General features: G+C 66.7%; 30 protein-coding genes. 13 read left to right on the plus strand and 17 right to left on the minus strand.

From position 1 onward, the window contains the following. Window positions 1-118: 118 nt before the first annotated feature. The 3 genes from zupT to C2U58_RS04150 are packed head-to-tail and all read right to left on the minus strand — an operon-like array spanning window position 119 to window position 1722. A complete protein-coding gene (gene zupT / locus C2U58_RS04140) occupies window positions 119-928 on the minus strand; it encodes a zinc transporter ZupT (RefSeq protein WP_102944662.1) in 810 nt (269 codons plus the stop codon). 21 nt (window positions 929-949) lie between these two features. After that, complete coding sequence (locus C2U58_RS04145) at window positions 950-1375, minus strand: energy transducer TonB (RefSeq protein ID WP_102944663.1); 426 nt, start codon at window positions 1373-1375, stop codon at window positions 950-952. 5 nt (window positions 1376-1380) lie between these two features. Beyond that, window positions 1381-1722: a 4a-hydroxytetrahydrobiopterin dehydratase gene (locus tag C2U58_RS04150; RefSeq protein WP_070209613.1), complete on the minus strand. Its 342-nt coding sequence runs from the start codon at window positions 1720-1722 to the stop codon at window positions 1381-1383. A 91-nt stretch (window positions 1723-1813) separates the two neighbouring features. On the opposite strand from C2U58_RS04150, the gene C2U58_RS04155 reads away from it, so the two are divergent. Then, window positions 1814-2413: an NfuA family Fe-S biogenesis protein gene (locus C2U58_RS04155; RefSeq protein ID WP_070209612.1), complete on the plus strand. Its 600-nt coding sequence runs from the start codon at window positions 1814-1816 to the stop codon at window positions 2411-2413. A gap of 9 nt (window positions 2414-2422) precedes the next feature. Further along, window positions 2423-4222, plus strand: coding sequence for a hypothetical protein (locus C2U58_RS04160; RefSeq protein WP_102944664.1), 1800 nt, complete (start codon window positions 2423-2425; stop codon window positions 4220-4222). 90 nt (window positions 4223-4312) lie between these two features. Here C2U58_RS04160 and C2U58_RS04165 read toward each other — a convergent pair whose 3' ends face one another. Next, a complete protein-coding gene (locus C2U58_RS04165; RefSeq protein WP_102944665.1) occupies window positions 4313-4729 on the minus strand; it encodes a barstar family protein in 417 nt (138 codons plus the stop codon). Then, window positions 4726-5205: a ribonuclease domain-containing protein gene (locus C2U58_RS04170; RefSeq protein ID WP_102944666.1), complete on the minus strand. Its 480-nt coding sequence runs from the start codon at window positions 5203-5205 to the stop codon at window positions 4726-4728. The genes C2U58_RS04165 and C2U58_RS04170 overlap by 4 nt, the downstream gene beginning before the upstream one ends. Window positions 5206-5372: 167 nt before the next feature. Here C2U58_RS04170 and C2U58_RS04175 point away from each other — a divergent pair, with 167 nt between their 5' ends. Next, window positions 5373-5984, plus strand: coding sequence for a superoxide dismutase (locus C2U58_RS04175; RefSeq protein ID WP_070209615.1), 612 nt, complete (start codon window positions 5373-5375; stop codon window positions 5982-5984). Between the two features lie 35 nt (window positions 5985-6019). On the opposite strand, the gene C2U58_RS04180 is transcribed toward C2U58_RS04175, so the two are convergent. Beyond that, on the minus strand, window positions 6020-6808 hold the full coding sequence (locus tag C2U58_RS04180) for an endonuclease/exonuclease/phosphatase family protein (protein WP_102944667.1): 789 nt from the start codon (window positions 6806-6808) through the stop codon (window positions 6020-6022). A gap of 188 nt (window positions 6809-6996) precedes the next feature. Between C2U58_RS04180 and C2U58_RS04185 the strand changes: the two genes are divergently transcribed. Together C2U58_RS04185 and C2U58_RS04190 are read left to right on the plus strand one after the other, a co-directional pair. Next, window positions 6997-8559: an oligopeptide:H+ symporter gene (locus C2U58_RS04185; protein WP_102944668.1), complete on the plus strand. Its 1563-nt coding sequence runs from the start codon at window positions 6997-6999 to the stop codon at window positions 8557-8559. Window positions 8560-8567: 8 nt separating this feature from the next. Continuing rightward, window positions 8568-9191, plus strand: coding sequence for a rhomboid family intramembrane serine protease (locus C2U58_RS04190; protein WP_102944669.1), 624 nt, complete (start codon window positions 8568-8570; stop codon window positions 9189-9191). A gap of 4 nt (window positions 9192-9195) precedes the next feature. Here C2U58_RS04190 and C2U58_RS20020 read toward each other — a convergent pair whose 3' ends face one another. Next, window positions 9196-9372, minus strand: coding sequence for a hypothetical protein (locus C2U58_RS20020; protein ID WP_172448068.1), 177 nt, complete (start codon window positions 9370-9372; stop codon window positions 9196-9198). A 211-nt stretch (window positions 9373-9583) separates the two neighbouring features. On the opposite strand from C2U58_RS20020, the gene C2U58_RS04195 reads away from it, so the two are divergent. From C2U58_RS04195 to cfa, 3 genes are all read left to right on the plus strand, one after another. Further along, window positions 9584-9886, plus strand: coding sequence for a GNAT family N-acetyltransferase (locus tag C2U58_RS04195; RefSeq protein ID WP_102944670.1), 303 nt, complete (start codon window positions 9584-9586; stop codon window positions 9884-9886). A gap of 62 nt (window positions 9887-9948) precedes the next feature. Further along, complete coding sequence (locus tag C2U58_RS04200; protein ID WP_102944671.1) at window positions 9949-10809, plus strand: DUF3298 and DUF4163 domain-containing protein; 861 nt, start codon at window positions 9949-9951, stop codon at window positions 10807-10809. A gap of 13 nt (window positions 10810-10822) precedes the next feature. Next, the gene (gene cfa, locus C2U58_RS04205) at window positions 10823-11941 is read left to right on the plus strand and encodes a cyclopropane fatty acyl phospholipid synthase (RefSeq protein WP_102944672.1); all 1119 of its coding nucleotides are present in this window, start codon (window positions 10823-10825) and stop codon (window positions 11939-11941) included. A 57-nt stretch (window positions 11942-11998) separates the two neighbouring features. Here the strand turns inward: cfa and C2U58_RS04210 are convergent, their stop codons facing one another. Beyond that, on the minus strand, window positions 11999-14158 hold the full coding sequence (locus C2U58_RS04210) for a M3 family metallopeptidase (protein WP_102944673.1): 2160 nt from the start codon (window positions 14156-14158) through the stop codon (window positions 11999-12001). Between the two features lie 128 nt (window positions 14159-14286). Between C2U58_RS04210 and C2U58_RS04215 the strand changes: the two genes are divergently transcribed. Then, the gene (locus C2U58_RS04215; RefSeq protein ID WP_102944674.1) at window positions 14287-14769 is read left to right on the plus strand and encodes a glutathione peroxidase; all 483 of its coding nucleotides are present in this window, start codon (window positions 14287-14289) and stop codon (window positions 14767-14769) included. Window positions 14770-14899: 130 nt separating this feature from the next. On the opposite strand, the gene C2U58_RS04220 is transcribed toward C2U58_RS04215, so the two are convergent. The 3 genes from C2U58_RS04220 to C2U58_RS04230 form a co-directional block, all read right to left on the minus strand. Beyond that, a complete protein-coding gene (locus C2U58_RS04220) occupies window positions 14900-15679 on the minus strand; it encodes a ferredoxin--NADP reductase (RefSeq protein WP_070208498.1) in 780 nt (259 codons plus the stop codon). Between the two features lie 83 nt (window positions 15680-15762). After that, a complete protein-coding gene (locus C2U58_RS04225; protein ID WP_253256639.1) occupies window positions 15763-17619 on the minus strand; it encodes an ABC transporter ATP-binding protein in 1857 nt (618 codons plus the stop codon). A 143-nt stretch (window positions 17620-17762) separates the two neighbouring features. Then, the gene (locus tag C2U58_RS04230) at window positions 17763-18206 is read right to left on the minus strand and encodes a carboxymuconolactone decarboxylase family protein (RefSeq protein ID WP_102944676.1); all 444 of its coding nucleotides are present in this window, start codon (window positions 18204-18206) and stop codon (window positions 17763-17765) included. A 178-nt stretch (window positions 18207-18384) separates the two neighbouring features. On the opposite strand from C2U58_RS04230, the gene C2U58_RS04235 reads away from it, so the two are divergent. After that, window positions 18385-19902, plus strand: a complete 1518-nt coding sequence (locus C2U58_RS04235) for a fumarate hydratase (protein ID WP_102944677.1) — start codon at window positions 18385-18387, stop codon at window positions 19900-19902. Between the two features lie 64 nt (window positions 19903-19966). After that, the gene (locus C2U58_RS04240; protein ID WP_102944678.1) at window positions 19967-20602 is read left to right on the plus strand and encodes a glutathione S-transferase family protein; all 636 of its coding nucleotides are present in this window, start codon (window positions 19967-19969) and stop codon (window positions 20600-20602) included. Window positions 20603-20727: 125 nt separating this feature from the next. Here the strand turns inward: C2U58_RS04240 and C2U58_RS04245 are convergent, their stop codons facing one another. Continuing rightward, window positions 20728-21885, minus strand: coding sequence for a phospholipase A (locus C2U58_RS04245; RefSeq protein WP_102944679.1), 1158 nt, complete (start codon window positions 21883-21885; stop codon window positions 20728-20730). A 144-nt stretch (window positions 21886-22029) separates the two neighbouring features. Next, window positions 22030-22515, minus strand: a complete 486-nt coding sequence (locus tag C2U58_RS04250) for a DUF456 family protein (protein ID WP_102944680.1) — start codon at window positions 22513-22515, stop codon at window positions 22030-22032. Between the two features lie 236 nt (window positions 22516-22751). Between C2U58_RS04250 and C2U58_RS04255 the strand changes: the two genes are divergently transcribed. Then, window positions 22752-22961 carry a cold-shock protein gene (locus C2U58_RS04255; protein WP_070208491.1) on the plus strand — a complete coding sequence of 70 codons (210 nt, stop codon included), beginning with the start codon at window positions 22752-22754 and terminating at the stop codon, window positions 22959-22961. Window positions 22962-23048: 87 nt separating this feature from the next. Here C2U58_RS04255 and C2U58_RS04260 read toward each other — a convergent pair whose 3' ends face one another. Together C2U58_RS04260 and C2U58_RS04265 are read right to left on the minus strand one after the other, a co-directional pair. Continuing rightward, window positions 23049-23543, minus strand: a complete 495-nt coding sequence (locus C2U58_RS04260) for a glycine zipper 2TM domain-containing protein (protein ID WP_102944681.1) — start codon at window positions 23541-23543, stop codon at window positions 23049-23051. A gap of 95 nt (window positions 23544-23638) precedes the next feature. Further along, window positions 23639-24070: a cytochrome c gene (locus C2U58_RS04265; RefSeq protein ID WP_102944682.1), complete on the minus strand. Its 432-nt coding sequence runs from the start codon at window positions 24068-24070 to the stop codon at window positions 23639-23641. Window positions 24071-24162: 92 nt separating this feature from the next. On the opposite strand from C2U58_RS04265, the gene C2U58_RS04270 reads away from it, so the two are divergent. Further along, a complete protein-coding gene (locus C2U58_RS04270; protein WP_102945011.1) occupies window positions 24163-24963 on the plus strand; it encodes a tRNA threonylcarbamoyladenosine dehydratase in 801 nt (266 codons plus the stop codon). An 87-nt stretch (window positions 24964-25050) separates the two neighbouring features. On the opposite strand, the gene C2U58_RS04275 is transcribed toward C2U58_RS04270, so the two are convergent. Together C2U58_RS04275 and C2U58_RS04280 are read right to left on the minus strand one after the other, a co-directional pair. Continuing rightward, window positions 25051-25833, minus strand: coding sequence for a TatD family hydrolase (locus tag C2U58_RS04275; RefSeq protein ID WP_102944683.1), 783 nt, complete (start codon window positions 25831-25833; stop codon window positions 25051-25053). Beyond that, window positions 25830-26051, minus strand: a complete 222-nt coding sequence (locus tag C2U58_RS04280; RefSeq protein ID WP_102944684.1) for a DUF6116 family protein — start codon at window positions 26049-26051, stop codon at window positions 25830-25832. The genes C2U58_RS04275 and C2U58_RS04280 overlap by 4 nt, the downstream gene beginning before the upstream one ends. Window positions 26052-26144 lie beyond the last annotated feature (93 nt).

Here is a 26144-nt window from a genome sequence, read left to right on the forward strand (position 1 = left end):
CCCGCGCACTCCACGGCTGTTCGCCTGAATCCAACAGCAGCCGGGCAGGGCCCGGCTCTACCGGCCTGACACCAACAGCAGCCGGGCAGGGCCCGGCTCTACCTGCCGACACTTCGCATCACCACTTGAACAACACCAGACTGATCGCCAGGCTCGCCATGCCCGCCACCAGGCCATACACGGTCTCGTGGCCCTTCGCGTACCGCTTGGCCGCCGGCAGCAGCTCGTCCAGTGCCAGGAACACCATCACCCCGGAAATCAGCCCGAATACCCAGCCGAAGGTGGCGTGATTCAAGACCCCTGACAGCAGCACGTACCCTATGGCCGCCCCGATAGGCTCCGCCAGCCCCGACAACAGGCTCGCCCCGAACGCATAGAACTTGTTCTGCGTAGCGAAATACACCGGCACCGCGATCGCGATGCCCTCCGGGATGTTGTGGATCGCAATCGCGAACGCCAGCGGCATCCCCACCGACGGACTTTCCAGCGTCGCAAAGAACGTCGCCAGCCCCTCCGGGAAGTTGTGCGCCGTGATCGCCACCGCCGTCAGCAGGCCCACCCGCTTGATGTACGCCTTGTTGTTCTCCCGGAACATCGGGTCCTGCTTGTCCAGGCTCTCGTGCGGGTTCGGGATCAGATGGTCGATCAGCACGATCAACACCACCCCGCACAGGAACGCACCGGTCGCATACGCGTACCCGATCCGCGCATCGTAGGCCAGCGTGAACGAATCGATCGCCTTGGTCAGGATCTCGGTCAGCGACACGAACACCATCGCACCGCCCGCAAACGCCAGCCCGAACGCCAGCAGGCGCGGGTTCGGGCGGCGCGAGAACAACACCATCAGACTGCCCAGGCCGGTCGCCAGCCCCGCAGCCAGGGTCACCAGCAGCGCGACCCATACGTTCTCAGAAGAAATATCCAGCATCCGTTCCGGGTCCGTCCCTGGTCAGCCGCCGCGACGCAGTCGTTCTTCCACCGCGAAGCACTCGTCGGGCTTCGGCTGCGGCGGATTGAAGCTCACCGGCACCTGGATCGTCGTCGGCACCGCCTGGCCCGCGCGCGTGGCCGCCTTGAACTGCCAGCTTTCCACGGCCTTCTGGGCCTGCTCGTCCAGCTGCGCGTTGCCGCTGCCCGACACCACCTGGATCTGCCCCGGCTTGCCGTCGGTGCCGACCACTACCTTGAGCGTCGTCGTACCCCCCACCGACTGGCAGGCCAGCTCGATCGGGTACACCGGCGGCGGCGTCTTCACCGCCGCCACCTCGGTCGGCGGCGCCACCGGCGTGGCCGGCGTCGACGGCCCGCCACAGGCAACCAGTCCCACCAACACCGCGCCCGCAAGTCCGGCGCGCATTCCGATACGCATCGTCATATCACTCACTCCGTCAGGCCCGAAGCCTTGGCTGCACAGATGAAGTCGTTCTCGCTCAGCCCACCCACGTCGTGGGTCGAAAAGCGCACCACCGCCCGGTCGTAATGCACCCCCAGGTCCGGGTGGTGGTCTTCCGCATGGGCGATGAAGGCCAGGGCGTTCACGAACGCCATGGTCCGGTAGTAGTCCTTGAAGCGGAACGTCCGGGTCAGCGCCTGGCCCTGTTCGGCCAGTTCCCAGCCCGGGATCTGCGGCAGCAGCTCCGCTACCCGGGCCTCGCCCAGCTTGTGGTCGCTGCCCTTGCGGGGCACGCAGTGCGCCTGGGCCAGCGGAATCAGGTCGGCCATGGAATCCTCCACCTCGTGTATGCCTGAACAATGCGCCGGACAGTGTATAAACCGAATGAGCGCATAACATGTAAGCCGCTAGAATAGCCGCATGATCCAGATCTCCGACACTGCCCAGACCTATTTCCGCAAGCTCATCGAGCGCGAAGCCGTGCCCGGCATGGGCGTGCGCCTCAGCGCCGTCGACGCCGGCACCCCGCGCGCCGACGCCCGGCTGGAGTTCGCAGAACCCTCCGACCTGCTCGGCGACGAGTGGGCCGTGGACTGCGACGGCTTCACCCTGTACGTCGCCGCCACCAGCGTCGCCTGGATGGACGGTGCCGACATCGACATCGTCACCAACGGCACCGGCGGCCAGCAGCTCACCATCAAGGCGCCCAAGATCAAGGGCGAAGTGCCGGCCGAGTCCGCCTCGCTGGTCGAGCGCGTGCGCTGGGTCGTGGAAAACGAAGTCAACCCGCAGCTGGCCTCGCACGGTGGCAAGGTCGCCGTGCAGGAAGTCTCCTCCGACGGCGTGGTACTGCTGCGTTTCGGCGGCGGCTGCCAGGGCTGCGGCATGGCCGACGTCACCCTCAAGCAGGGCATCGAAAAAACGCTCATGGGCCGCGTGCCCGGCATCACCGCCGTGCGTGACGCGACCGACCATGACAGCGGGCACGCGCCGTACATTCCCCGCGGCACGGCTGCCTGATCGTCCTGCGTGACACTGCGCCGGGCTGACGAGATCCTCCACGCGCTGCTGGCTCGCCAGCCGGAAAAACGCATCGTTGAAAAAACCACCGGCCTCCCTTACGGGTGGGGCCTGTGGCTGCGCTCGATGACGCCGCTGCCGCGCCCGTTCCGCTCCTCCGAAGTCATCGCCGAACTGATCCAGCGCCCGCTGCCCGGTTCGCCCGGCCGCCTGCCGGCGCTGGGCACCGTGCAGGCCATGCGCCGGCTGCTCTGGCAGACCTGGGACCCGGCCCCGCGCGACCAGCGCTGGATGCGCTGGACCTCCGGCGTGGTCAGCCTGCTGCTGCACCTGCTGTTTGCCGCACTGCTGCTGTGGGTCGCGCTGATCCGCCCGCCGGTAACGCCGGAGCAGGGCGGCGATGGCGGCCGCATCCAGGTCGAGTTCCTCGGCAGCGGCACCCCGCAGGACAGCGGCGGCGGCGATCCCGCCGAGGCCAGCAGTGCTGCAGCCGCCGCCGCCGCCGCCGCGGCGCAAGCCGCCGCCGCGCAGGCACGTTCGCGCGCGTCCGCCCGTACGCCAGCGGCCACCGCCCCGCAGCCGCCCACACCCCCGTCCACCAGCGACGCCGAACCCACGCCGCCGCCCCCGCAGCCCACCGCGACCGCAGAACCGGCCCCGCCGACCCCCGCGCCCACGCCGGTCGAACAACCGGTCCAGGCCACCGACGTGGCCGAGGCCACCACCGATTTCGTGGTGCCGCCGACCAGCGTGCCGCGTACCGAAGTCCGCGTGATTCCGCGCGAGGCCCCCGAGGTGCAGGTGCGCGAGCGCACTGTCGAAGTGGTGCAGGCGCCGACCCCGACCCCGGTCACCCCGACCCTGCGTCCGGTTGAGCCGCAGCTGCGCACCCCCGAGCTGGCCGTGCGCGAGCGCGAAGTCACCACCATCACCGCGCCCACCCCGCCGGTGCCCACCGCCGGGCCCCAGGTGGATATCCGGGTGCCGCAACGCGACCTGCAGGTGCGCGAGCGGGAAATTGCACCGGCGCCCTCCGTGTCGGTCACCGTAGCGCCAGTGCCGCAGCGTGAGATCACCGTGCCCGGGCGCAGCCCGGAGGTCAGCGTGCGCGAGCGTACCGTGCCCAACGCCGCGCCGCGTCCGGCGCCTGCCACGCCAAGCGCAACGGCGAGCACGCCCTCGGCCACGCCGAGCACCAGCCCGAACCCGGCCCGCCAGGCCGCGCCGAGTCGCAGCACGGCGTCCACGCCCTCGACCTCGCCGGCACCGGCCGCGCGCCCGGCGCCGAATCCCGGCGACTGGTCCACCCCGGCCAAGGGCGACGACTGGGGCGCGGCCAACCGCGACGGCGAGCGCAGCGGTGCCCACCAGGCGAACCAGGGCGCCGGCCGCACCGGCGATGGATTGTTCAATGCCGACGGCAGCGTGCGCGTGCCCGGCCAGGACGGCAGCGGCGACAGTGAGCGCGGCGCCCCCGGCGGCGAGAACGACGGCTGGAGCAAGGAGCGCATCGCGCAGTCCGGCACCTGGCTCAAGCGCCCGCCATACGACTACACGCCCACCTCGTTCGACAAATACTGGGCACCGAACGAATCGCTGCTGGCCGAATGGGTGCGCAAGGGCATCAAGGCCGTGGAGATTCCGATTCCCGGCACCAGCTCGAAGATCTCCTGCGTGATTTCGATCCTGCAGTTCGGCGGCGGCTGCGGCCTGACCGACCCGAACATGCAGGACCAGCCGGCGGTGGCGCGGCCGCCACCGGACGTCCCGTTCAAGAAAGAACTACAGGAAGACAACGGCTCCCGGTAATGGCGACCCGCGTAGCGACACGCCATGCGTGTCCCACGGGTTGCGTCATCGCGCGCGGTCCGGCACCGCGAGGACACGCATGGCGTGTCTCTACGCCTCGGTCACCGCCAGGAACGCCCAGAACGGCACGTTCTGTTCGGCCCACGCCTGGCAGGCTTCATCCAGCACGTCCAGCAACGTATCGAAATCCTTCTCCGCATCGTTGCGCAGGCCATCGGCATCGCTGAAGAACAGCGCATAGCCGTTCGCCTTGATCCACGACAGGTCGCGCAGGCAATCCACCAGCGCATCCCAATTTCCGCCAAACGTCCTCGGAAAATCCAGCTGCGTCGCCATGCGCGTCAGCAGCGTGCGCTTGTCGTGGCAGCCGGCCAGGTCGATGGTGGCCACGCGCAGCCCCGCATCGCGCATGGCCGCGGACAACGGCCCGATGTCATCGTTGCCGATCGCGTACACGCCGGCATTGTTGATGTCGTCCAGGCCCAGTTCGAATGCATCGTGATTCATTGCCAGCTCCCGGCAGGTGGGACCTCAAAACTGCGGAAGGTCTCGTAATGGTCGTCGGTGTAGAACCAACCGGTCGGCGGGGTGCCGCCGGTCACGATACGGCGTGCGCCACGGTTGCCGGCGCCCGGCGTGTCCACGGTGTACTCGCGGTAGTAACCGCGCGGCCGGTCGGGCAGGCGCTGTTCGCGGTTGCTGAAAACACTGCCGTCCTGGCGGTGCGGATACGGCCCGCCGCGCTGGATGAGCACGATGGTCTGGCGCGCCTCCGGTGGCAGGAAGGCGGGCAGGGCATCAGCGGAACGTTGCGCCGTGGCACCGGGGTTGGCCGGGGCGCTGGCGGCGGGTGCCGTGCCGGTGTCGGGTTGGGTGAGCGAAGGGGCGAACTGCGGCGCAGGCGCGTGCTGCAGCTGCTTGATGCCGACCAGGCCGCCGACCAGCAGGAGGATGGCGAGCAGGAGGAGTAGGGGTTTGCGCATGGGGGTACTCTACTGCCAGGCAGGGCCTGGCACTACCGCGGGCCGGTGATTTCCTGGTGCGATGCACATTCCCTTACATGGGGGGTTGGTAACCTTCACATCCATCCCCATCATCGACTTCGCAACGCCCGGTCTTCGCCGGGCGAGTGAGCTACCAGGAGAACCACATGGCCTACACCCTCCCCAAGCTGTCCTACGCCTACGACGCGCTTGAGCCGCATATCGATGCGGCCACGATGGAAATCCATCACACCAAGCATCACCAGACCTACATCAACAACGTCAATGCGGCACTGGAAGGCACCGAATACGCCGACCTGCCGGTGGAAGAGCTGGTCAAGAAGCTGAAGTCGCTGCCGGAAAACCTGCAGGGCCCGGTGCGCAACAACGGTGGCGGCCACGCCAACCACAGCCTGTTCTGGACCGTGATGGCGCCCAACGCCGGTGGCAACCCGAAGGGCGACGTCGCCAAGGCGATCGACGCGGACCTGGGCGGTTTCGAGAAGTTCAAGGAAGCCTTCACCAAGGCTGCGCTGACCCGTTTCGGCAGCGGCTGGGCCTGGCTGAGCGTCACCCCGGACAAGAAGGTCGTGGTTGAGAGCACCGGCAACCAGGACAGCCCGCTGATGGAAGGCAACACCCCCATCCTGGGCCTGGACGTGTGGGAACACGCGTACTACCTGAAGTACCAGAACCGTCGCCCGGAATACATCGGCGCGTTCTTCAACGTCATCGACTGGAACGAAGTCGAGCGTCGTTACCAGGAAGCGATCGCCTGATCAAAGAACGCCGGGCCCTACGCCCGGCGTTTTCGTTACCGTGTTGCGGCTTCGTCCTGCAATCGAAGGGTCGCGATGATCCCCAGCCGCACGCCGCCGCCTTCGGACCCCTCCGGCGCGGGCAGCTTCACCGGCTGCAGGCCCTGGCTGGCGAAGTGGGACACCTGGAACAACACATCCAGGCCATGCCCGCCGGCCACCCCGACCAGCGAGGGTGGGTCGACCCGCTCCCCGGGATTCTTGCGCGCTGGCTGGAAGCCCGGCGAACTGCTGACCAGCTCTTCGGTGTCGGCGGAGAAGTCGCCTGCGATCAGCGACGGCAACCCATCGGACGTGGCCCCGATCCAGGTCATCAGGTCGCTGGTCTGGTGCTGGCGCACCGTCGGCTCGTCCGGGTCCGGACGCAGCCGCGCCACATAGATGTTGACCAGCGCTTCCTGCAGCTTCACCCGCAGCATGCCGGCGGCGCTGAACTGGCCCGGCGGATGCAGCAGGGTGACGCCATCCTCGGACACCGGCAGCCGGCTGAGCAGGGCACTGCCATGGCGCAGGCGCTGGCTGGGCGGGTCGGCGGTGACGAAGTCGCAGCTGTAGCGCAGGCGGGTCGCCAGCCAGCAGGCCGGGTTGCGGCCCTGCGACTGCTGCACCCGCTGCACCGCGATCACGTCCGGCTGCAGCCCCTCCAGCACCTGCAGCAGCTGGTCGCGGCGCTGTTCCCACTCGCTGTCGTCGCCCACCGGCAGCTCCAGCGTGGCGATCTTCAGCAGGCGCGGCGCAGGCTCGCCCTGGCGGGCATCGGCCGACAGGACGGGGGTGGTCAACATCAGGAGCAGGAGCCAGCCGTGCCAGTGTCCTGCGACAACCGTGGGGAGGAGGCGCATAACGATAAGTTTACGCTTGAGCCGTGGACGTGCCGTGACTTCCGTCAAATGTCACGTTCGGCCGCAGCGTGCGCGGCCGGGGACCTTCCGGTAACCTTGCGCCCTTTGAAGCCGCAGGACAGCCCGATAGCATGAGCACGACCGCAGCCGCCAGCGTTGGCACGGGCAGGATGCCGCGCCAGATTCCGTACATCATCGGCAACGAGGCCTGCGAACGGTTCAGTTTCTACGGGATGCGCAACATCCTGGTGCAGTTCCTGATCACCTCGCTGCTGCTGCAGGAGATCACGGCCGATGGCCGGGCCGGCGAGGCCAAGGACATCATGCACAGCTTCATGATCGGCGTGTACTTCTTCCCGCTGCTCGGCGGCTGGCTGGCCGACAAGTTCTTCGGCAAGTACCACACCATCCTCTGGTTCAGCCTGATCTACTGCGCCGGCCACGCCTGCCTGGCGCTTTTCGAGAACAGTCGCGAAGGCTTCTTCTTCGGCCTGGGCCTGATCGCGCTGGGCGCCGGCGGCATCAAGCCGCTGGTGGCCTCGTTCATGGGCGACCAGTTCGATCAGAGCAACAAGCACCTGGCCAAGATCGTGTTCGACGCCTTCTACTGGATCATCAACTTCGGCTCGCTGTTCGCCTCGCTGCTGATCCCGCTGGCGCTGAAGAACCTCGGCCCGCAGTGGGCGTTCGGCATCCCGGGCATCCTGATGTTCGTGGCCACCTTCGTGTTCTGGCTGGGCCGCAAGCGCTACGTGCTGGTGCCGCTGCCGCCGAAGGACCCGCATTCGTTCGGCAACGTGGTGCGCACCGCGCTGTCGGCGCAGGTGCCGGGCAAGGGCCGTCCGGGCCGCACCCTGGCCATTCTCGGCGCGGTGCTGGCGGTGGCCTCGATGGGCCTGGTCGGCAGCCTCGGCATCGTGATCTGCCTGTGCATCGCGCTGGTGCTGGTGCTGGCCGGCGTGGGCGGCGGCACCTGGATCCAGCTCGACCGCGCCCGTGCCGTGCACCCGGCCGAAGCCGTGGAAGGCGTGCGTTCGGTGCTGCGCGTGCTGGTGATCTTCGCGCTGACCACCCCGTTCTTCTCGCTGTTCGACCAGAAGGCGTCCACCTGGGTGCTGCAGGGCCAGCAGATGGCCATGCCGTCCTGGTTCACCGCCTCGCAGATGCAGGCGCTGAACCCGCTGCTGGTGATGATCCTGATCCCGTTCAACAACCTGGTCCTGTATCCGGCACTGCGCCGCTTCGGCTTCGAGCCGACCGCGCTGCGCCGCATGACCGCCGGCATCGCCTTCAGCGGCCTGGCCTGGATCGTGGTCGGCGGCATCCAGGTGATGATGGACGGCGGCAACGTCATGTCGATCTTCTGGCAGATGCTGCCGTACGCGCTGCTGACCTTCGGTGAGGTGCTGGTTTCGGCTACCGGCCTGGAGTTCGCCTACAGCCAGGCGCCGCAGGCGATGAAGGGCGTGGTGATGAGCTTCTGGAACCTGACCACCACCATCGGCAACTTGTGGGTGCTGCTGTCCAATGCCGCCGTGCGCAATGAAACGGTGACCCACCAGATCGCCAGTACCGGGCTCAGCGAGGCCGCGTTCCTGATGTTCTTCTTCGCCGGCTTCGCGTTCGTCGCGGCGTTGGCCTTCGGTTGGTATGCCAAGCGCTATCGTATGGTCGACAACTACCGCGCTGCCTGAGTACCGCCATGACCCCCGTAAACCTGCTGCTGATCGCCATCACCGCCCTTGTTTCGTGGATGGCGTTCAACAACCGCGCGCTGGCCGACCGCCTGATCCTGTGGCCGCCGGCGGTGGACCGCAAGCGCCAGTACGACCGCCTGGTGACCTATGGGTTCATCCACGCGGACTGGTCGCACCTGATCTTCAACATGATCACGCTGTTCTTCTTCGGCGGGCAGATCGAACGGGTGATGGCCAGCCTGACCGGCAGCTACCTGACCTACCCGGCGTTCTACCTGGGGGCGCTGGTGGTGTCGATCCTGCCCAGCTACCTGAAAAACCAGAAGAACCCCAACTACATGAGCCTGGGCGCCTCGGGCGCGGTGTCGGCGGTGCTGTTCGCCTTCATCCTGCTCAGCCCGTGGACGATCATCTTCGTGTTCTTCATTCCGGCCCCGGCGATCATCTATGCCGCGTTCTACGTCGGCTACAGCATCTGGATGGACCGCCGGGGCGGGGACCGCATCAACCACAGCGCGCACCTGGCCGGTGCCGCGTTCGGCGTGATCTTCATGCTTGCCATGCGCCCGGAGATCTTCGGGCACTTCCTGGCCGAGTTGAGCAACCCGCGCTTCAGCCTGGGCGGCTGATGGATTACGCGGCGAAGCGCTGGTCGACGCCGTAGGCGCTGAGCAGGCGGGTGTAGACCTCGTGGTCGATAAGGTCGAAGTCCGACCCGTTGGTCTGGCCGTTCAGGGCCAGCTGGAACAGGCCTTCGAGCAGCGAGCTGTCGGCATCGCCGGGCAGGGCAACTTCGGGTGCATTGTCCATGTAACGCTCCTTGGGACACGGATGGGGCAGGCAGGAGTCGCAAAAGCCGTGCCAGCTTTTACGCCCTGTCCGATCCCTATATCGGCTTGAGCCGGCGGAGCTTTAGGGCCAGATGTGACCCGTTACGTCGCCTGTTGCCCCTGTTCAGGCTTCACGCGATCATGGCGCCACGCTGCGCACTATCGCGACAGTCGCCGCAGGAGACACCGCCATGGCTTCGGTTACCCCGCCCGGATTGGCGTACGAGGTGGAGCACCTCCCGGATCAGCACCGTTTCCAGGCCCGCGTTCGCGGGGAGCTCGCCGTGCTGGACTACACCCTCAAGGACGGGCAGATGGTCATTACCCATACCGGCGTGCCCGAGGCCATCGCCGGCCGCGGCATCGCGGGGGAGCTGACCAAAGTGGCGCTTCGCCATGCCCGCGACAATCACTACACGGTTGTGCCGGACTGCGAGTACGCCCAACACTTCTTCGAGAACCACACCGAGTACGACGATCTGCTCGCGCCCTGAAAAAAACAGGTGCCTTTCACGGAAGAAGGAACATCATGACGGGATTCAACAAGGGGATTGCAATGAACATCGCAGGAAACCGCCGCGCGCTGCGTACCGGTGCGCTGGCGTTGGCCGTGGGGCTGGTGCTGCTGGCCGGCTGCAGGCGCGAGCCGGACACTACCGCCGCGCCCACCGAAGGCCCGGCCACCACGCAGCCGGACACCACCGCTCCGCAGGCGACCGTCGACGCACCGCTGGAACTGCGCGATGTCATCGAAAATACCCCGCAGGCCGTGGTCGGCATCAGCTACCCGCCGGACGTGAACCGCTATCCGGGCCTGGCCAAGGCGCTGTCGGACTACGCCACCGCTGCGCGCGGCGAGCTGCAGCAGGCGGTGGACGGACTGGGCAACGACAAGCCGACCATGCCGTACGAGCTGTCGCTGAGTTTCGAGAAATTGCTGGAAACGCCGCAGATGGTGGTGATCAGTGCCGACGGCAGCCGCTACACCGGCGGTGCCCACGGCGAGCCGCTGGTGGCCCGCTTCGTGTGGCTGCCCGAACAGCAGCAGATGCTGACCGCCGAGACGCTGATTCCGGATACCAAAGGCTGGGGCGCGGTCAGCGATTACGTAGCCGACCAGCTGCGCGAGCGCGTGGCGACCCGGCTGAGCAGCGACGACATGGAGCCCGGCCAGCAGCAGGAAGCGCTGCGCAGCGCCAGCCGGATGATTGCCGACGGCACCGGCGCCAGCGCCGACAACTTCAGCCAGTTCCAGCCGATCACCGACCCCAACGGCCTGATCACTGCGGTGCGTTTCGTGTTCCCGCCGTACCAGGTCGGGCCGTACTCGGACGGCACCCAGACCGTGGACGTGCCGGCCGCCGTGCTGGTGCCGCACGTGGCGCCGGCCTACGCCGGCCTGTTCGCCAAGGGCTGACGGGGGCGGCGACATGGACGGGGGGCTGCAACGGCGGGTCATCGAGTTGCTGCACGAGGCGGACGTCACCGTTGAAGGGGGGCGTCCGCACGACATCCAGGTCCACGACCCACACTTCTACACCCGCGTCATTGCCCAGGGCTCGCTGGGCCTGGGCGAAAGCTACATGGACGGGCAGTGGGATTCCGCCTCGCTGGACGGGTTCCTGCTGCACCTGATGCAGGCGCACGTGGACGAACGCGTGCATGGCTGGCGCGAACTGGCCGATGGCCTGAAGGCCCGCCTGTTCAACCTGCAGGCCGGCGGCGGCAGCCTGGAAGTGGGCCGTCGCCATTACGACCTGGGCAACGACCTGTACCACGCCATGCTTGGCAGGCGCCTGGTCTACAGCTGCGGGTACTGGGCCCAGGCACGCGACCTCGATGCGGCGCAGGAAGCCAAGCTTGACCTGATCTGTCGCAAGCTTGGACTGCGCCCCGGCCAGCGCGTGCTCGACATCGGCTGCGGATGGGGCGAAGCGCTGAAATTCGCAGCCGAGCGCTACGGGGTGTCCGGCGTGGGCATCACGATTTCGCAGGAACAGGCCGCGTTCGCGCGCGAGCTGTGCGCCGGGCTGCCGATCGAGATCCGCCTGCAGGATTACCACGACGTGGAGGAGCCGTTCGATGCGATCCTGTCGGTGGGCATGTTCGAACACGTAGGCGACAAGAACTACCGCGGTTATTTCGAGATGGCGCGGCGCTGCCTGAAGCCGGACGGGTTGTTCCTGCTGCACAGCATCGGCAGCAACATTTCGCGGCACCGTACCGACCCGTGGATCGCACGCTACATCTTCCCGAATTCGATGCTGCCGTCGGCCGCGCAGATCACCGCCGCGTTCGAGGGGCTGTTCGTCCTGGAGGACTGGCACAGCTTCGGGCCGGATTACGACCGCACGCTGCAGGCGTGGCGGGCGAACGTGGAGGCGGCGTGGGGGCAGTTGGATCCGGCGCGGTATGACGAACGGTTCAAGCGGATGTGGCGGTTTTATCTGGCCGGGTCGATGGCGAGTTTCCGCTGCCGGCATGCGCAGCTGTGGCAGCTGGTGTTGTCGCCGAACGGGGTTCCGGGCGGGTATCTGGCACCGCGATGACCAAAAAAAACCGCCCGGCAGCGCCGGGCGGTTTCGGTATCGCGCCTGCTCAGCCGATTACGGCTGGGTCAAACCACGCTTTTCCAGCAGCGGACCGATCTCCGGCGCATGACCGGCGAAGTCCTGGAACAGCTGCATGGCATCCACGCTGCCGCCCCTGGACAGCAGGGTCTGGCGGAAATGGTCGCCGTTCTTGCGGCTCAGGCCACCGTTTTCACGGAACCACTTCTGGGTGTTGGCATCCAGCACTTCCGACCAGATGTAGGCGTAGTACCCGGCCGAGTAGCCGCCCATGATGTGGCTGAAGTACGGGGTCTTGTAGCGCGGCGGAACCGGCGCGTAGTAGATCCCGTCCTTCTTCAGCGCGGCGCGCTCGAAGGCCATCACGTCCTTGGCCGCCGGCACCTGGTCCGGACCGATCTGGTGCCAGCGCTGGTCGAGCATGGCCGCGCCCAGGTATTCGGTGGTGGCAAAGCCCTGGTTGAACTTCGACGCGGCCAGCACCTTGTCCAGCAGCGCCTGCGGCATCGCGGTGCCGTTGCGGTGGTCCTTGGCGTAGTTCTTCAGGATCAGCGGGTTGTCGGCCCACATCTCGTTGACCTGCGAGGGGAACTCGACGAAGTCGCGCGGCACCGAGGTGCCCGAGAAGTACGGGTACTTCACGTTCGAGAACATGCCGTGCAGGGCGTGGCCGAATTCGTGGAAGGTGGTGGTCACTTCATCCCAGGTCAGCAGGGTCGGCTGGCCGGCCGGCGGCTTGGGAATGTTGAGGTGGTTGGCCACCACCGGCTTGAAGCCGGTCAGCGCGGACTGCGAAACGTAGGAGTTCATCCACGCACCGCCACGCTTGGACGCACGCGCGTAAGGGTCGAAGATGAAGATCGCCAGCTGGCTGCCGTCGGCGTCGAACACGTCGTACACGGTCACGTCGTCGTGGTAGACCGGCAGGTCGGTGCGCTGCTTGAAGCTCAGGCCGTATTCCTGGTTGGCGGCGAAGAACACGCCGTTTTCCAGCACGTTCTTCAGCTCGAAGTACGGCTTGAGCTGGGACTCGTCGAAGTTGTACTTGGCCTGGCGCACCTTCTCGCTGTAGTAGGCCCAGTCCCACGCCTCGAGCTGGAAGGTCGGCTTGCCGGCGGCCTTCTGTTCCTTGTCGATCATCGCCTGCAGGTCGGCGGCTTCGCGCTTGGCGTTGGCCACCGCGGCCGGGGCCAGCTGGCCCAGCATCGCGTTGACCGCTTCGGGCGTCTTGGCAGTCTGGTTGGTCAGGTTGTAAGCGGCGAAGTTCTCGAAGCCCATCAGCTTGGCCTTGTCGGCGCGCAGCTGCATGATGCGCGCGACCAGCGCGGTGTTGTCGAACTCGCCACCGCGGCTGCCGCGGGTGACCGACGCGTCGTAGATCTTCTTGCGCAGGTCGCGGTTGGTCAGGTTGGTCAGCGGCGGCTGGCCGGTGGTGTTGAGCAGGGCGATGACGTACTTGCCGTCGAGCTTGCGCGCCTTGGCGGCTTCCGACGCGGCGGCGATCTGCTCGTCCGACAGGCCGTCCAGCAGCTTGACGTCGTCCACGGTCACGGCCGAGGCATTCACTTCGTTCTGCACGTTCTGGCTGAACTTCGTGCCCAGGCTGGCCAGCTCGGCGTTCATCGCCTTGAGCTTGGTCTTGTCGGCTTCATTGAGCTTGGCACCGGCGCGCACGTAGCTTTCGTAGTACTTCTCGACCAGGCGCACGCCTTCGGCGTCCAGGCCGAGCTGGGTGCGGGTGTCATACAGGGCCTGGATGCGGTCGAACAGCTTGCCGTTCAGCGCGATCGCATCGCTGTGCGCGGCGAACTTCGCCGAGTAGTCGGCCTGCAGCTTCTTGCGGGTGTCGTTGGTGTCGGCGCCGACCAGGCTGAAGAACACGGTCGTGGCGCGGTCCAGGGTGTCACCGCTCTTTTCCAGGGCGATGAGGGTGTTTTCGAAGGTCGGCTTGGCCTTGTTGTTGGCGATGGCCTCCACTTCCTTCAGCTGCTGGGCCATGCCGGCGTCGAAGGCGGGAGCGAAGTCGCTGTCCTTGATCTTGTCGAACTGCGGGTAGTGCAGCGGCAGCGGGCTGTCGGCGAAGAACGGGTTGGCCTGCTGGGCGGCGTTGGCGGCCGGGGTGGCGGCAACGGCGGAATAGGCGGGCAGGGCAAGGCCGAGGGTCACGGCGACAGCGAGGGCAAGACGGGTGGTCAAGGGGAAATCTCCGGTCAGACAAGTGCCCGAGGTTAACCCGGGGTGATGGCCCCGGGCTTGTGTCGAAAGGCATGTGTGGGCGGGGGTTTCGAACCTACAATCACCCCATCCCCCTTGGAAGCACGACCATGACCACCGCATTCGATTTCTCGTTCGTGGACCTGGACGGCCAGCCGCAACCGCTGGAGCAGTACCGGGGCAAGGCCCTGCTGTTGGTGAACGTGGCCAGCAAGTGCGGCTTCACGCCACAGTACGAAGGCCTGGAGACCCTGTGGAAGGAGTACCGCGAGCGCGGCCTGGTGGTGATCGGCTTCCCGTGCGACCAGTTCGGCCACCAGGAACCGGGCAATGCCGAGGAGATTCGGAACTTCTGCTCGCTGACCTATGAAGTGGACTTCCCGTTGTCGGAGAAGATCGAGGTGAACGGCGACGGCGCACACCCGCTGTGGGCGTGGCTCAAGAAGGAAAAAACCGGCCTGCTTGGCCTGAGCGCGATCAAATGGAACTTCAGCAAGTTCCTGATCGGCCGCGACGGGCGCGTGCTGGAACGCTACGCGCCTACAGACAAACCTGAGAACCTGCGCGGGGATGTTGAGGCGGCGTTGGGGTGAGCGGGCGGAGCCGGCACCGCGTGGGACACGCACGGCGTGTCGCTACGCTGGGGTGGCGGGATCCGCTCGGGGTGACGGTATCCGCGTAGCGACACGCCATGCGTGTCCCACGCGGACCATCCGGCGCCGGTTATTTCTCGACGAACGCGCGCTCGAACACGTAATGCCCCGGCGTGCCGATGCGCGGCGAGGTCTGGAAACCCCGCGCGTCCAACACGTGGCGCAGGTCGGCCAGCATCTGCGGACTGCCGCAGATCATCGCGCGGTCGTTTTCCGGGTTCAGCTCCGGCAGGCCCAGCGTGCGCTGCATCTCGCCGCTTTCCATCAGCGAAGTCAGGCGGCCCTGGTTCGGGAACGGCTCACGGGTGACGGCAGGGTAGTACAGCAGCTTGTCGCCGATCATCTCGCCCAGGAACTCGTGCTCGCGCAGTTCCTTCTCGAACAGCTCGCGATAGGCCAGGTCCTTCTCGAAGCGCACGCCGTGGGTGAGGATCACCTTGTCGAAGCGCTCGTAGGTTTCCGGGTCCTTGATCACCGACAACCACGGCGCCAGGCCGGTACCGGTACCCAGCAGGTACAGGTGCTTGCCCGGATGCAGGTCGCTGATCAGCAGCGTGCCGGTGGGCTTCTTGCCGACCAGTACCTTGTCGCCCGGCTTGATGTGCTGCAGGCGCGAGGTCAGCGGACCGTCCTGCACCTTGATGCTGAAGAACTCCAGGTTCTCTTCCCAGTTGGCGCTGGCGATGGAATACGCACGCAGCAGCGGCCGCGCCTCGGTTTCCAGCCCGATCATGACGAACTGGCCATTCTCGAAGCGGAAACCGCTGTCGCGGGTGGTGGTGAAGCTGAAGTAGGCGTCCGTCCAGTGACGGACTTCAAGCACCGTTTCGGCACCAAAAGCGGAAGACATGGGGGTGGGGTCTGATCTGTGTTGTCGAGGGTATTCTAGCTCAAATGAGATAAATTCTCATTGACTGGCCCGAAACCCCATTTTTACCGGTATCCGGCAGCCTGTAGTTCAAACAGCTCCGCATACCGTCCACCCTGCGCCATCAGCTCGGTATGGGTCCCGCTGGCCTCCAGCCGGCCCTCGGCCAGCACCAGGATCCGGTCGGCCATCCTCACCGACGAGAACCGGTGCGAGATCAGTACCGCCGTACGGTTGTCGGACAGCTCCTTGAAGCGCTGGAACACCTCGAACTCGGCGCGCGCATCCAGCGCGGCGGTCGGTTCGTCCAGGATCATCACCTGCGCGTCGCGCATGTAGGCGCGGGCGATGGCGATCTTCTGCCACTGCCCGCCGGACAGGTCCACGCCCTGCTTGAACCGGCGCCCGATCAGCTGCTCGTAGCCCTGTGGCAGTCCTTCGATCACCTCATCGGCCATGCCGCGCCGGGCCGCGTCACGGATGCGCGCATCGTCGGTCATCGCCTCGACCAGGCCCACCCCGATGTTCTCGCCGGCGGTCAGGTTGTAGCGCACGAAGTCCTGGAAGATCACCCCCATGTTGGCGCGCAGGTCGTCCAGGTCGTACTCGCGCAGGTCGCGCCCATCGAGCAGGATGCGGCCCTCGTCGGGGTCGTACAGGCGCGCCAGCAGCTTCACCAGGGTGGTCTTGCCGGCACCGTTCTCGCCGACCAGGGCCAGTACTTCGCCAGCGCGCAGCTCGAAATCCAGGTGGCGAACCGCCCACGCGTCGGCGTCCGGGTAGCGGAATCCCACGTCCTCGAATACGAAGCCGCGGGTGATCGGTTGCGGCACCGGCACCGCATCTGCGCGCGAATGGATCTCCGGTTCGATCTCGAAGAACGAGTACAGGTCGTCCAGGTACAGCGCCTGGCTGGCCACCTGCGAGAACCCGATCAGCAGGCCTTCCAGCAGCTGGCGCAGGCGCAGGAAGCTGCCGGCCAGGAAGGTCAGGTCGCCGATCGAAAAGTCGCCGCGGACGGTGCGCCACGCGATGTAGGCATAGGCGGTGTAGTAGCCCAGCGTGCCCAGTGCAGCCAGCAACGTACCCCAGAACGCGCGGCGGCGGGCGAGGGCGCGATTGGCGCGGAAGAACTTCTCGGCCAGGAACCGGTAGCGGTCGATCAGGAACCGGTGCAGGTTGAAGATCTTCACTTCCTTGGCCGTTTCCACGCTGGCGCCGATCTGGCGCAGGTAGTCGAGCTGGCGGCGCTCGGGGGTCCACTGGAAGTTCAGGCTGTAACCGGCCGCGTTGAAGTGGGACTCGCCGATGAACGCCGGCACCAGCGCCATCGCCAGCAGCAGGATCAGCCAGGGCGCATACACCAGCAGGCCGACCGCCAGGCTGGCCACGGTGATCGCGTCCTGCACCTGGCCGAACAGCTGGCTCATCAGGCTCATCCGGCCCATGGTCTGGCGCCGGGCGCGGTCCAGCTTGTCCTGCAGGTCCGGGTCCTCGAAGTCCTCCAGGTCCAGCTCGGCAGCGTGCTCCATCAGGCGCACGCTGGTGACGTTGGTGAACAGCTCCGAAAGCAGGCTGTCGGCGTAATTGACGATCCGCCCGAGCAGGTCCGAAGCGATTGCCAGGCCGAATTCAAGCGCCAGCAGGCCCAGCAGCGGATTGAGCAGCCCGCTGGACAGCGCCTCCCCGAACGGCGGGAAGCCTGCTTCGTGCCGGCTCAGCAGCAGTGCGGCATCGATGATCAGCTTGCCGACGTACAGCATCGCCACCGGCAGCAGCGCGCGGATCACACGCAGGCCGAGGCTGGCCATGGTCAGCGCCGGGCTGGTCTGCCAGACCTGGCGCAGGAACGGTGGCAGGTTGCGCATCGCCTTGAAGCGCTCGCGCAGGCTGGGGTTTTTCTGGGGAGGCGCAGGAGGCATGCGGGCCATTGTGCACTGGCCCCCGTCGACGCGTAGTGCCGGCCGCCGGCCGGCTCCCCATGCTGCCGGCCATCGCCTGGAGCCGGCCGGCGGCCGGCACTACGACGCGTCGATTGGTTCAAGAGGGTTTTGGTCACCCCGCTTTACGGCAGCGGCGGCAACAACCCCGCGCCGAGCCGGTTCCAGGCATTGATCACTGCGATGCCCATGCTCAGGTCGCTGATGCCCTTTTCATCGAAATGCGGTGCCAGTGCGTCGAACGCCGCGTCCGACGGCGCCGCCGTGCTCAGCCGGGTCAGGGCCTCGGCCCAGCCCAGGGCGGCCTTCTCGCGCGCGTCGAAGAACCGGCTCTCATGCCAGGCCGGCAGGGTGTCCAGCTTGCGCGGCTCGACGCCGCCCTTGCGCAGCGCGGTGCCATGCATGTCCATGCAGTAGCCGCAGCCATTGATCTGCGACACGCGCAGGAACACCAGCTCCATCAGGGTGGGGTCGATCGAGCTGTCATGCACGGCCTTGCTGGTGGCCAGCAGGCCCTTGAAGGCGTCGGCGGCCAGGCGGGCATAGGGGACGCGGGGGGAAGCGGACATGGGTTTCTCCAAAGGGGAATGGGGGATCTTCACCTACTCAGACGGGGCAGGGTAGACGCCTGTGACAGGTCGTGCCGGCCAGCGGCCGGCACGACCGTGATCGATTCTCATCACGGTTTCCCATGAGGGGTAAAATGGCCGGCTTACCCCCCGCCAGCCCCGAGCAAGCGAGCATTACGTGACATCGATCAAGCAGGAAGACCTCATCCAGTCCATCGCCGACGCGCTGCAGTACATCTCGTACTACCACCCGGTCGACTACATCAAGAGCCTCACCGCCGCCTACGAGCGCGAAGAGTCGCCGGCCGCGAAGGAAGCGATGGCCCAGATCCTGATCAATTCGCGGATGTGCGCCGAGGGCCACCGTCCGATCTGCCAGGACACCGGCATCGTCACCGTGTTCCTGGAAATCGGCATGAACGTCCGCTGGGACGACGCCACCATGGGCGTGGAAGACATGGCCAATGAAGGCGTGCGCCGCGCCTACAACCACCCGGACAACAAGCTGCGCGCCTCGGTGCTGGCCGACCCGGCCGGCAAGCGCGTCAACACCAAGGACAACACCCCGGGCGTGGTCAACGTCAAGGTGGTGCCCGGCAACCACGTCGAGGTGGTCGTCGCCGCCAAGGGTGGCGGTTCCGAAGCCAAGAGCAAATTCGCCATGCTCAACCCGTCCGACTCCATCGTCGACTGGGTGCTAAAGACCGTGCCGACCATGGGCGCCGGCTGGTGCCCGCCGGGCATGCTTGGCATCGGCATCGGCGGCACCGCCGAAAAGGCGATGCTGCTGGCCAAGGAATCGCTGATGGAGCCGATCGACATCAACGAACTCAAGGCGCGCGGCGCCTCCAACCGCGCCGAGGAACTGCGCCTGGAGCTGTACGACAAGGTCAACGCGCTGGGCATCGGTGCGCAGGGCCTGGGCGGCCTGACCACGGTGCTGGACATCAAGGTCAAGGACTTCCCGACCCACGCCGCCAACCTGCCGGTGGCGATGATCCCCAACTGCGCGGCCACCCGCCACGCCCACTTCACCCTGGACGGCAGCGGCCCGGTGATGCTGGACCCGCCGTCGCTGGAAGACTGGCCGCAGATCACCTACGACGCCTCCAAGGGCACCCGGGTCGACCTGGACACCATCACCCCGGAAGACGTGGCCAGCTGGAAGCCGGGCCAGACCCTGCTGCTCAACGGCAAGCTGCTCACCGGCCGCGATGCCGCGCACAAGCGCATGGTCGACATGCTCAACAAGGGCGAGCCGCTGCCGGTCGACCTGAAGGGGCGCTTCATCTATTACGTGGGCCCGGTCGATCCGGTGCGCGACGAAGTGGTGGGCCCGGCCGGTCCGACCACCGCCACCCGCATGGACAAGTTCACCCGCCAGGTGCTGGAACAGACCGGCCTGCTCGGCATGGTCGGCAAAGCCGAACGCGGCCCGGCCGCGATCGAGGCGATCCGCGACAACAAGTCGGCCTACCTGATGGCGGTCGGCGGTTCGGCTTATCTGGTCTCCAAGGCGATCAAGGCGGCCAAGGTGGTGGGTTTCGCCGACCTCGGCATGGAAGCGATCTACGAATTCACCGTGCAGGACATGCCGGTGACCGTGGCGGTCGATTCCACCGGCGAATCGGTGCACATCACCGGCCCGCGCGAGTGGCAGGCCCGTATCGGCGCCATTCCGGTGGTCGTGGCCTGAGGTCCGCCCTGCGGAGCGTTGCGGCGCAGGCATAATCGGGGTTTCCCGACTGCAGGCGCCGCACATGGCCACCACGCTGTATGGATCGTCCAGCACCGCCTCGCTGGTGGTGCATTGGCTGTTGATCGAGCTGGGCATCGAGCACGTACTGGTGCTGCTGGATTTCGATACGCGCGAGCAGAAGGGCGCCGATTACCTGGCGCTCAATCCGGCCGGGCGGGTGCCGACCCTGGTCATCGATGGGCAGGTATTCACCGAAGCGGCGGCAATCGCCCTGCACCTGGCCGACCTGCACCCGCAGGCCGGGCTGCTGCCGGCACCGGGGACGCCGGAACGCGGCCAGGCCTATCGCTGGATGTTCTGGTGCGCCAATACGCTGCAGCCGGCATACCGGGCGTGGTTCTACGCCAGTGAGCCGGCCGGCGAGGCCAATACCGAGGCCACCCGTGCCATGGCCCGACAACAGCTCGAGGCGGCCTGGCAGCAGATGGCCGAGCACCTTGAGAACAACGGCCCGTACGTGCTGGGCGAGCGCCTGAGCGTGGTCGATTTCATGTTGGTGATGCTGATGCGCTGGTCGCGCAACATGCCGCGACCGAGCGATTCGTGGCCGGTGTTGAAGGCATTTGCGGACCACATGAAGGCGCGGTCGGCCTTCGCCGAGGTGTATCGGCGCGAGGGGATCAGCGACTGGACATAATCACCCGGTAGAGCCACGCCGCGCCGTCTGACCACCGTGCGCCATTTCGATGAACGCGTCGCCACGCGCCCGGGTTGTGCCGCATCGACACGGGATGCGGATTGTTGCGTGGCTGCACCGTAACCTCAATACCACTCCAGCAACGACACACCCACGCCCACGTACGTGGCCTTGTGGTTGTAATCGATCATGCTCTCGCCATACCCGTCGAAGACCTGCACGTGCCCACGCAGCAGGTTGCTGATCGGGAACCCGTAATCCAGCTGCAGCGCGCCATGCGAGCGGTCGCCGCCGCGCAGCGAATGCCGCGCCATCAGCGAGACTTCGTGGCCGTTGCGGTTCCAGGTCAGGGTCGCGTCGCCGCGGCCCATGTAATCCTCGATATCCGGGTTGTTGTCGTCTTCGCGGTCTTCCGGCAGGCGGTACCACGGGCGCAGCACCAGCGCCCAGTTCTCGCGGTCCAGGCCGATGGTGGCGATCACCCGGTTCCAGCTGCGCGACAACGGATCGGCGCGGCCGTTGGACATGTGGGTCAGGCTGAGCCCGCTCATGCGCCCGCGCCAGCCACCGATGGAGTAGCCGTTGCGGAACATCATCATGATTTCCGGCTCGTAGTTGGTTTCGCGGAACGGGCGCGAGTTGTCGGCGTTGTAGGCCTGCCAGCGCGAACTCTGGGTATACCCGGCCCAGATGTCCCCGTTGTCCCCGAACACGTTCTCCCACACCTTGGTCTTGAAGCTCAGCTGGAACTTCAGCTCGTTGCTGTCCAGCTGCTGCGGCGTGGTCACCGTGTTGTCCGGATTCGGCGACTGCGGCATCTGGTTCTTGTCGCTGGTCCAGAACGCCGGCAGCAGGTACACCGGCTTGTAGGCCCGCAGCTGGAAGGCGCCCAGCTTGGAGTCCTGCGCCAGCTCCCAGCGGCTGTCCAGCAGCGAGCCCTTGCCGGCGTTGGCCAGCGCAGCGTTATGGCCGTCGTTCTTGAAGACTTCGCCCACCCGCTGCTTGACCCGCTCGGTGGCCGGAGCGTCGGGCGTGCGCGCCGCCGCGCGTTCCTCGCGCCGTTCCTGCTTGGCTGCGATCGCGGCTGCGTCGGCGGCCTGGGTGGTTTCCGCGGTCGGCCGGAACAGTTTGTCGTAGCAGGCCAGGCGCGCCGCGTCGGTGCTCACCTGCGAACAGGCCTCGGGCGAGGCCGGAGTCGGCGAGGCCTCCTGTGCGGCCACGGGCAGGCTCGCGGTTGCCAGGGCCAGGGCGGAGAACAGGGCCGAACGGGGGCGGTGGGTCATGGGGACTGGCCGATGAATGAGGGGAGAGCCGGAACAGTGTGGCGGCTGCCCCGGATTCCCGCCAGCGCACGAAACGACGCGCGTGACGGTTTCAGCGCGTTTATGCCGGTGCCCCCCGTGCGCGCGGCGTGAAGTCGCCGCACATCAGAACCACCAGGCAAACGCGAAGATGCCCAGCATCGTGATCACCAGCGCCAGCTTCAGCGCAAGCCCGAGCAGGATTCCCAGCCAGGTGGCCAGCCCGACCCTGGTCGAGCGGCCGAGTTCGCGGGTATGCCAGTACTCGCCGAGCAGGGCGCCGGCCAGCGGGCCGACGAACAGCCCGATCGGCATGAAGAACAGTCCGACGATGCTGCCGATGAAGGTCCCCCATAGCGCCTTGCTGCTGGCGCCGACCCGCTTGGCGCCCACCATGGTGGCGATCACGTCCACCGCGAACGAGGCCAGGGTCAGCAGGCCCAGCACCGTCAGCGGCACCCAGCCCACATGCACGAAGCCGTCGCCCCAGGCCGCGACCAGCAGCCCGGTGAACACCAGCGGGATGCCGGGCAGGGCAGGCAGCACGATGCCGGCGATGCCCACCAGGACCAGCAGCACCGCGATCAGGTAAAAGATGAATGAAGGGTCCATGCTGTGCCGTATGTTTGCCGAATTTGGGTTGACATTTGTGGAATATGCCAGTTGCTTTTTGATTTTGCCCGGGTTAAGTTGCAGGCGCTGAGCTTGGCAAGGTCACCGTGGATCGTGGCCTGATGATGGTAGGTCTTCCAGATCCGCTCCATCGATGCACCTCGCTTCCCCCTTGCTGTCAGCCGCCCGCAAAGGCGTATCCAACGACAAAGCAGAGATACCAGGGAGTAAGTGAGATGGCTGATCGTGAGCAGGGTACTGTGAAGTGGTTCAATGACGCCAAGGGCTTTGGCTTCATCAGCCGCCAGAACGGTGAAGATGTATTCGTGCACTTCCGCGCGATTGAAACCCAGGGTTTCAAGAGCCTCAAGGAAGGCCAGTCGGTGAGCTTCGAAGTCGTGCAGGGCCAGAAGGGCCTGCAGGCCGACAAGGTCCAGCCGGTCTGATCCGGCCGGCCACCGCGCACGCGTGGTAACGAAGAAGGCCCGCGCAAGCGGGCCTTCTTCTTTCCAGCAGGGGCCGGACGCCAGGCCTCAGCGGATGACCACCCGGCCGTTGACCACGCGCACGTAGGTGTTCTCGCGGATCCCGCCCAGGTCGCGCTGGTTGACCACCACGGTGCGGCCGTCGTCCATGCGCACGGTGATGTCGAAGGTGTCGCTGGTGACGTTCTTCTGGATCTGGTTGCCGGCCAACGCGCCACCCACGGCGCCTGCAGCGGCGGCGACGTTCTGGTTGCCCTTGCTGCCGCCGGTGTGGTCGGAGATCTCATGGCCGGCCACCGCGCCCACGATGCCGCCCAGGATCGCACCGGTCGCGCTCGGCGCGCTGCGGCCCGAGGCTACCTGGTTGATCCGGGTCACGATGCCGCAGTCGGCGCAGCGGTTGGTGTTGTAGTTGCCACCGTTGTTGTAGCCGCTGTTGTTGTAACCGCTGTTGTAGCCGCCCCCGCCATAGCCGGGCGAGGTGGCGCAGCCGGCCAGGCCGAGGGTCGCGATGGCAGCTGCAGCAATGAGTTGGATCTTCATGGTGGTACTCCGTGTGGGTCGCATGGCGCCGATCCTGTCGGGTCCTGCGTGAACAGGGCGCCAATCCGACCCTCACATCGTGGCTGGCAGATGAATCAGCGGAAATCCTGGTGGCAGGCCTGGCAGTTGGTCTTGATCTTCTCCACCAGCGTGCCCATCGCCGCGCAGTCGGTGGGCGGGCTCGCCAAGGCAGTGTTGAGGGTCGCGCGCAGGCCACTGGCGTGCTGCTGGAACTGCGCGTTGTCGCGCATGTCCGGGAAGGCGATGTCCATGTCGTTGGAGAGCGAACGCAGCGTCTGCAGGCGCGGCACGCTGTCGGCCAGGCTGCAGCGGTTCTGCGCCTGCGCGTCGCCGAGCAGGTCGACCTGGCGCTGCATCACGTGCATCAGGCTGTCCGGGAACGGGTCCTGCCGCGCCTGGATCGCACGCGAGACCATCACCGTGGCGACGATGCCCACGATCAGGCCCAGCCCGGCGACGAACAGGTAGCGGTAGGCGGCAGACGGGCGGCGGGTGGGGGTGTTCATGGCGTGGCGTCCTTGTGGGTGGCTCGCTGCATCCTACCCGCCGCGCAGGGCGGCCGTACATCGCCGACCCCGGGCCGTCTAAAATGGACGCCATGAACGACGTATTGCGCGAACGCTTTGCCGGAATCGACCGGTTGTATGGGGCAGGCACCGTGGACCAGCTGTCGCGCCGCCGGGTGGCGGTGGTCGGCATGGGCGGGGTCGGCTCGTGGGTGGTGGAAGCGCTGGCGCGCACGGCGGTGGGCCACCTGACCCTGATCGATGCCGACGACATCTGCGTCTCCAACACCAACCGCCAGCTGCCGGCACTGGCCGGGCAGTACGGCCGCAACAAGGCCGAGGCGATGGCCGAGCGCTGCCGCGCGATCAACCCGGATATCGAGGTCGATGCGATTGCCGCGTTCCTGACCGTGTCCAACATGGTCGAACTGCTCGACCGCGACTTCGACCTGGTGATCGATGCCTGCGACAGCTTCCGGGTCAAGGTGGAAACCATCGCCTGGTGCCGCCGCCGCAAGCTGCCGATCCTGACCGTGGGCGCTGCCGGTGGGCGCACCGACCCGACCCTGGTGCGCATTCGTGACGTCTCGCGCACCGAGCACGACGCCATGCTGGCGCTGATCCGCAAGAAGCTGCGCAGCGACTTCAACTTTCCGAAGAACGCCTCGCGCTACTTCGGCGTGCCGGCGGTGTACTCGCTGGAGAACGTGAAGTACCCGCAGGCCGATGGGACTGTGTGTGGGGTGCGTCCGCAGTTGGGGGCGGACGCGGCGTTGAAGCTGGATTGTGGGGCGGGCTTGGGGGCGGCGACGCACATCACCGGCGCGTTCGCGTTCGCGGCGGTGGGGAAGGCGCTGGAGATGTTGCTGAAGAAAAAAACGGTTACGGCGTAACCGCGCGCTACGTCGTACCCGCGTAGCGACACGCCGCGCGTGTCCCGCGGGATGCCCGGCACGACGTGGGACACGCATGGCGTGTCGCTACGCGAGACCGAACAACCGCCTTGCATTCTCGGTCGTCTGTTCCGCGATCGCCTCCACCGCCTCACCGCGCAACCCTGCCACTGTCTCAGCAATCACCGTCAACCGCGCCGGCTCATTGCGCTGCCCACGGATGCCCGCATCCGGCTGGTCCGGCGCGTCCGTTTCCAGTAGCAGCTGCTCCAGCGGCAGCTGCGCCACCACACGATGCAGCTTCTGGGCGCGGTCGTAGGTCAACGGGCCGCCCAGGCCGACCAGGAAGCCCAGCTTGTGCAGCTGCGCAGCCTGCTCCGGGCTGCCCGGGAAGCTGTGGATCACCCCGCGCAACCCGCCTACCTGTTTGATTGCGGCAATTACCGCATCCACGGCGCGGCGCGCATGCACGATCACCGGCAGGTCGAACTCGCGCGCGATGCGCAGCTGCCCGTCGAAGTAGAACTGCTGCTGCTCGGCATCCAGGCCGTCCACGTAGAAGTCCAGCCCGCACTCACCCACCGCACAGGGTTTCTCGCGGACGATCCACTCGCGCAGCTGGTCCAGGTGCTCTGGCCGGTGCTGGTCCAGGAACATCGGGTGCAGGCCATAGGCCGGGTGCAGGCCATAGGCCGGGTACAGGCCCTCGGCCATCCGGGCGGTTTCGCGCAGCTTGGGCCAGCTGGCGGCGGTCACCGCCGGCAGTACCTGCGCGTGGACGCCCGCGGCCTGCGCGCGCGAAATGACCTGCGCGCGGTCCGCGTCGAATTCGTCGGCGTCCAGATGGCAGTGGCTGTCAAACAGGTTCACGCGTCGTGGCGGTCCAGGCGCGGGGGCAGGGTATCGCTGCGGCGCTTCCAGTTGGCCAGCAGCAACGTGCCCAGGCCGAACAGGATCTCGTCCACGAACGGCACCGGGTCGGGAATGAACAACGTAATCGCAAACAACGCGGCCGTGACCTTGAACAGCGTGGGATAACGCAGCTTCTGCGCCCACGACATCACCGGCAGCAGCAGGGGACCCGGCATTGTGTGACCTCCTCGACAGATGCTGTAAACGCTATCACGAGCCTCTCTCGCACAGAACCTGAATGGGTTACAGCGGTGTATGCGTCATGTGGA

The sequence above is a fragment of the Stenotrophomonas sp. VV52 genome, assembly GCF_002893095.1.
Lineage (GTDB): Bacteria > Pseudomonadota > Gammaproteobacteria > Xanthomonadales > Xanthomonadaceae > Stenotrophomonas > Stenotrophomonas aracearum.

Excerpts from the sequence above, each read along its gene's own strand:
- zupT (WP_102944662.1), bottom strand. The coding sequence starts at position 928 with ATGCTGGATATTTCTTCTGAGAACGTATGGGTCGCGCTGCTGGTGACC.
- C2U58_RS04145 (WP_102944663.1), bottom strand. The coding sequence starts at position 1,375 with ATGACGATGCGTATCGGAATGCGCGCCGGACTTGCGGGCGCGGTGTTG.
- C2U58_RS04150 (WP_070209613.1), bottom strand. The coding sequence starts at position 1,722 with ATGGCCGACCTGATTCCGCTGGCCCAGGCGCACTGCGTGCCCCGCAAG.
- C2U58_RS04155 (WP_070209612.1), top strand. The coding sequence starts at position 1,814 with ATGATCCAGATCTCCGACACTGCCCAGACCTATTTCCGCAAGCTCATC.
- C2U58_RS04165 (WP_102944665.1), bottom strand. The coding sequence starts at position 4,729 with ATGAATCACGATGCATTCGAACTGGGCCTGGACGACATCAACAATGCC.
- C2U58_RS04170 (WP_102944666.1), bottom strand. The coding sequence starts at position 5,205 with ATGCGCAAACCCCTACTCCTCCTGCTCGCCATCCTCCTGCTGGTCGGC.
- C2U58_RS04175 (WP_070209615.1), top strand. The coding sequence starts at position 5,373 with ATGGCCTACACCCTCCCCAAGCTGTCCTACGCCTACGACGCGCTTGAG.
- C2U58_RS04180 (WP_102944667.1), bottom strand. The coding sequence starts at position 6,808 with ATGTTGACCACCCCCGTCCTGTCGGCCGATGCCCGCCAGGGCGAGCCT.
- C2U58_RS04185 (WP_102944668.1), top strand. The coding sequence starts at position 6,997 with ATGAGCACGACCGCAGCCGCCAGCGTTGGCACGGGCAGGATGCCGCGC.
- C2U58_RS04190 (WP_102944669.1), top strand. The coding sequence starts at position 8,568 with ATGACCCCCGTAAACCTGCTGCTGATCGCCATCACCGCCCTTGTTTCG.
- C2U58_RS20020 (WP_172448068.1), bottom strand. The coding sequence starts at position 9,372 with ATGGACAATGCACCCGAAGTTGCCCTGCCCGGCGATGCCGACAGCTCG.
- C2U58_RS04195 (WP_102944670.1), top strand. The coding sequence starts at position 9,584 with ATGGCTTCGGTTACCCCGCCCGGATTGGCGTACGAGGTGGAGCACCTC.
- C2U58_RS04200 (WP_102944671.1), top strand. The coding sequence starts at position 9,949 with ATGAACATCGCAGGAAACCGCCGCGCGCTGCGTACCGGTGCGCTGGCG.
- cfa (WP_102944672.1), top strand. The coding sequence starts at position 10,823 with ATGGACGGGGGGCTGCAACGGCGGGTCATCGAGTTGCTGCACGAGGCG.
- C2U58_RS04215 (WP_102944674.1), top strand. The coding sequence starts at position 14,287 with ATGACCACCGCATTCGATTTCTCGTTCGTGGACCTGGACGGCCAGCCG.
- C2U58_RS04220 (WP_070208498.1), bottom strand. The coding sequence starts at position 15,679 with ATGTCTTCCGCTTTTGGTGCCGAAACGGTGCTTGAAGTCCGTCACTGG.
- C2U58_RS04225 (WP_253256639.1), bottom strand. The coding sequence starts at position 17,619 with ATGCCTCCTGCGCCTCCCCAGAAAAACCCCAGCCTGCGCGAGCGCTTC.
- C2U58_RS04230 (WP_102944676.1), bottom strand. The coding sequence starts at position 18,206 with ATGTCCGCTTCCCCCCGCGTCCCCTATGCCCGCCTGGCCGCCGACGCC.
- C2U58_RS04240 (WP_102944678.1), top strand. The coding sequence starts at position 19,967 with ATGGCCACCACGCTGTATGGATCGTCCAGCACCGCCTCGCTGGTGGTG.
- C2U58_RS04245 (WP_102944679.1), bottom strand. The coding sequence starts at position 21,885 with ATGACCCACCGCCCCCGTTCGGCCCTGTTCTCCGCCCTGGCCCTGGCA.
- C2U58_RS04250 (WP_102944680.1), bottom strand. The coding sequence starts at position 22,515 with ATGGACCCTTCATTCATCTTTTACCTGATCGCGGTGCTGCTGGTCCTG.
- C2U58_RS04255 (WP_070208491.1), top strand. The coding sequence starts at position 22,752 with ATGGCTGATCGTGAGCAGGGTACTGTGAAGTGGTTCAATGACGCCAAG.
- C2U58_RS04260 (WP_102944681.1), bottom strand. The coding sequence starts at position 23,543 with ATGAAGATCCAACTCATTGCTGCAGCTGCCATCGCGACCCTCGGCCTG.
- C2U58_RS04265 (WP_102944682.1), bottom strand. The coding sequence starts at position 24,070 with ATGAACACCCCCACCCGCCGCCCGTCTGCCGCCTACCGCTACCTGTTC.
- C2U58_RS04270 (WP_102945011.1), top strand. The coding sequence starts at position 24,163 with ATGAACGACGTATTGCGCGAACGCTTTGCCGGAATCGACCGGTTGTAT.
- C2U58_RS04280 (WP_102944684.1), bottom strand. The coding sequence starts at position 26,051 with ATGCCGGGTCCCCTGCTGCTGCCGGTGATGTCGTGGGCGCAGAAGCTG.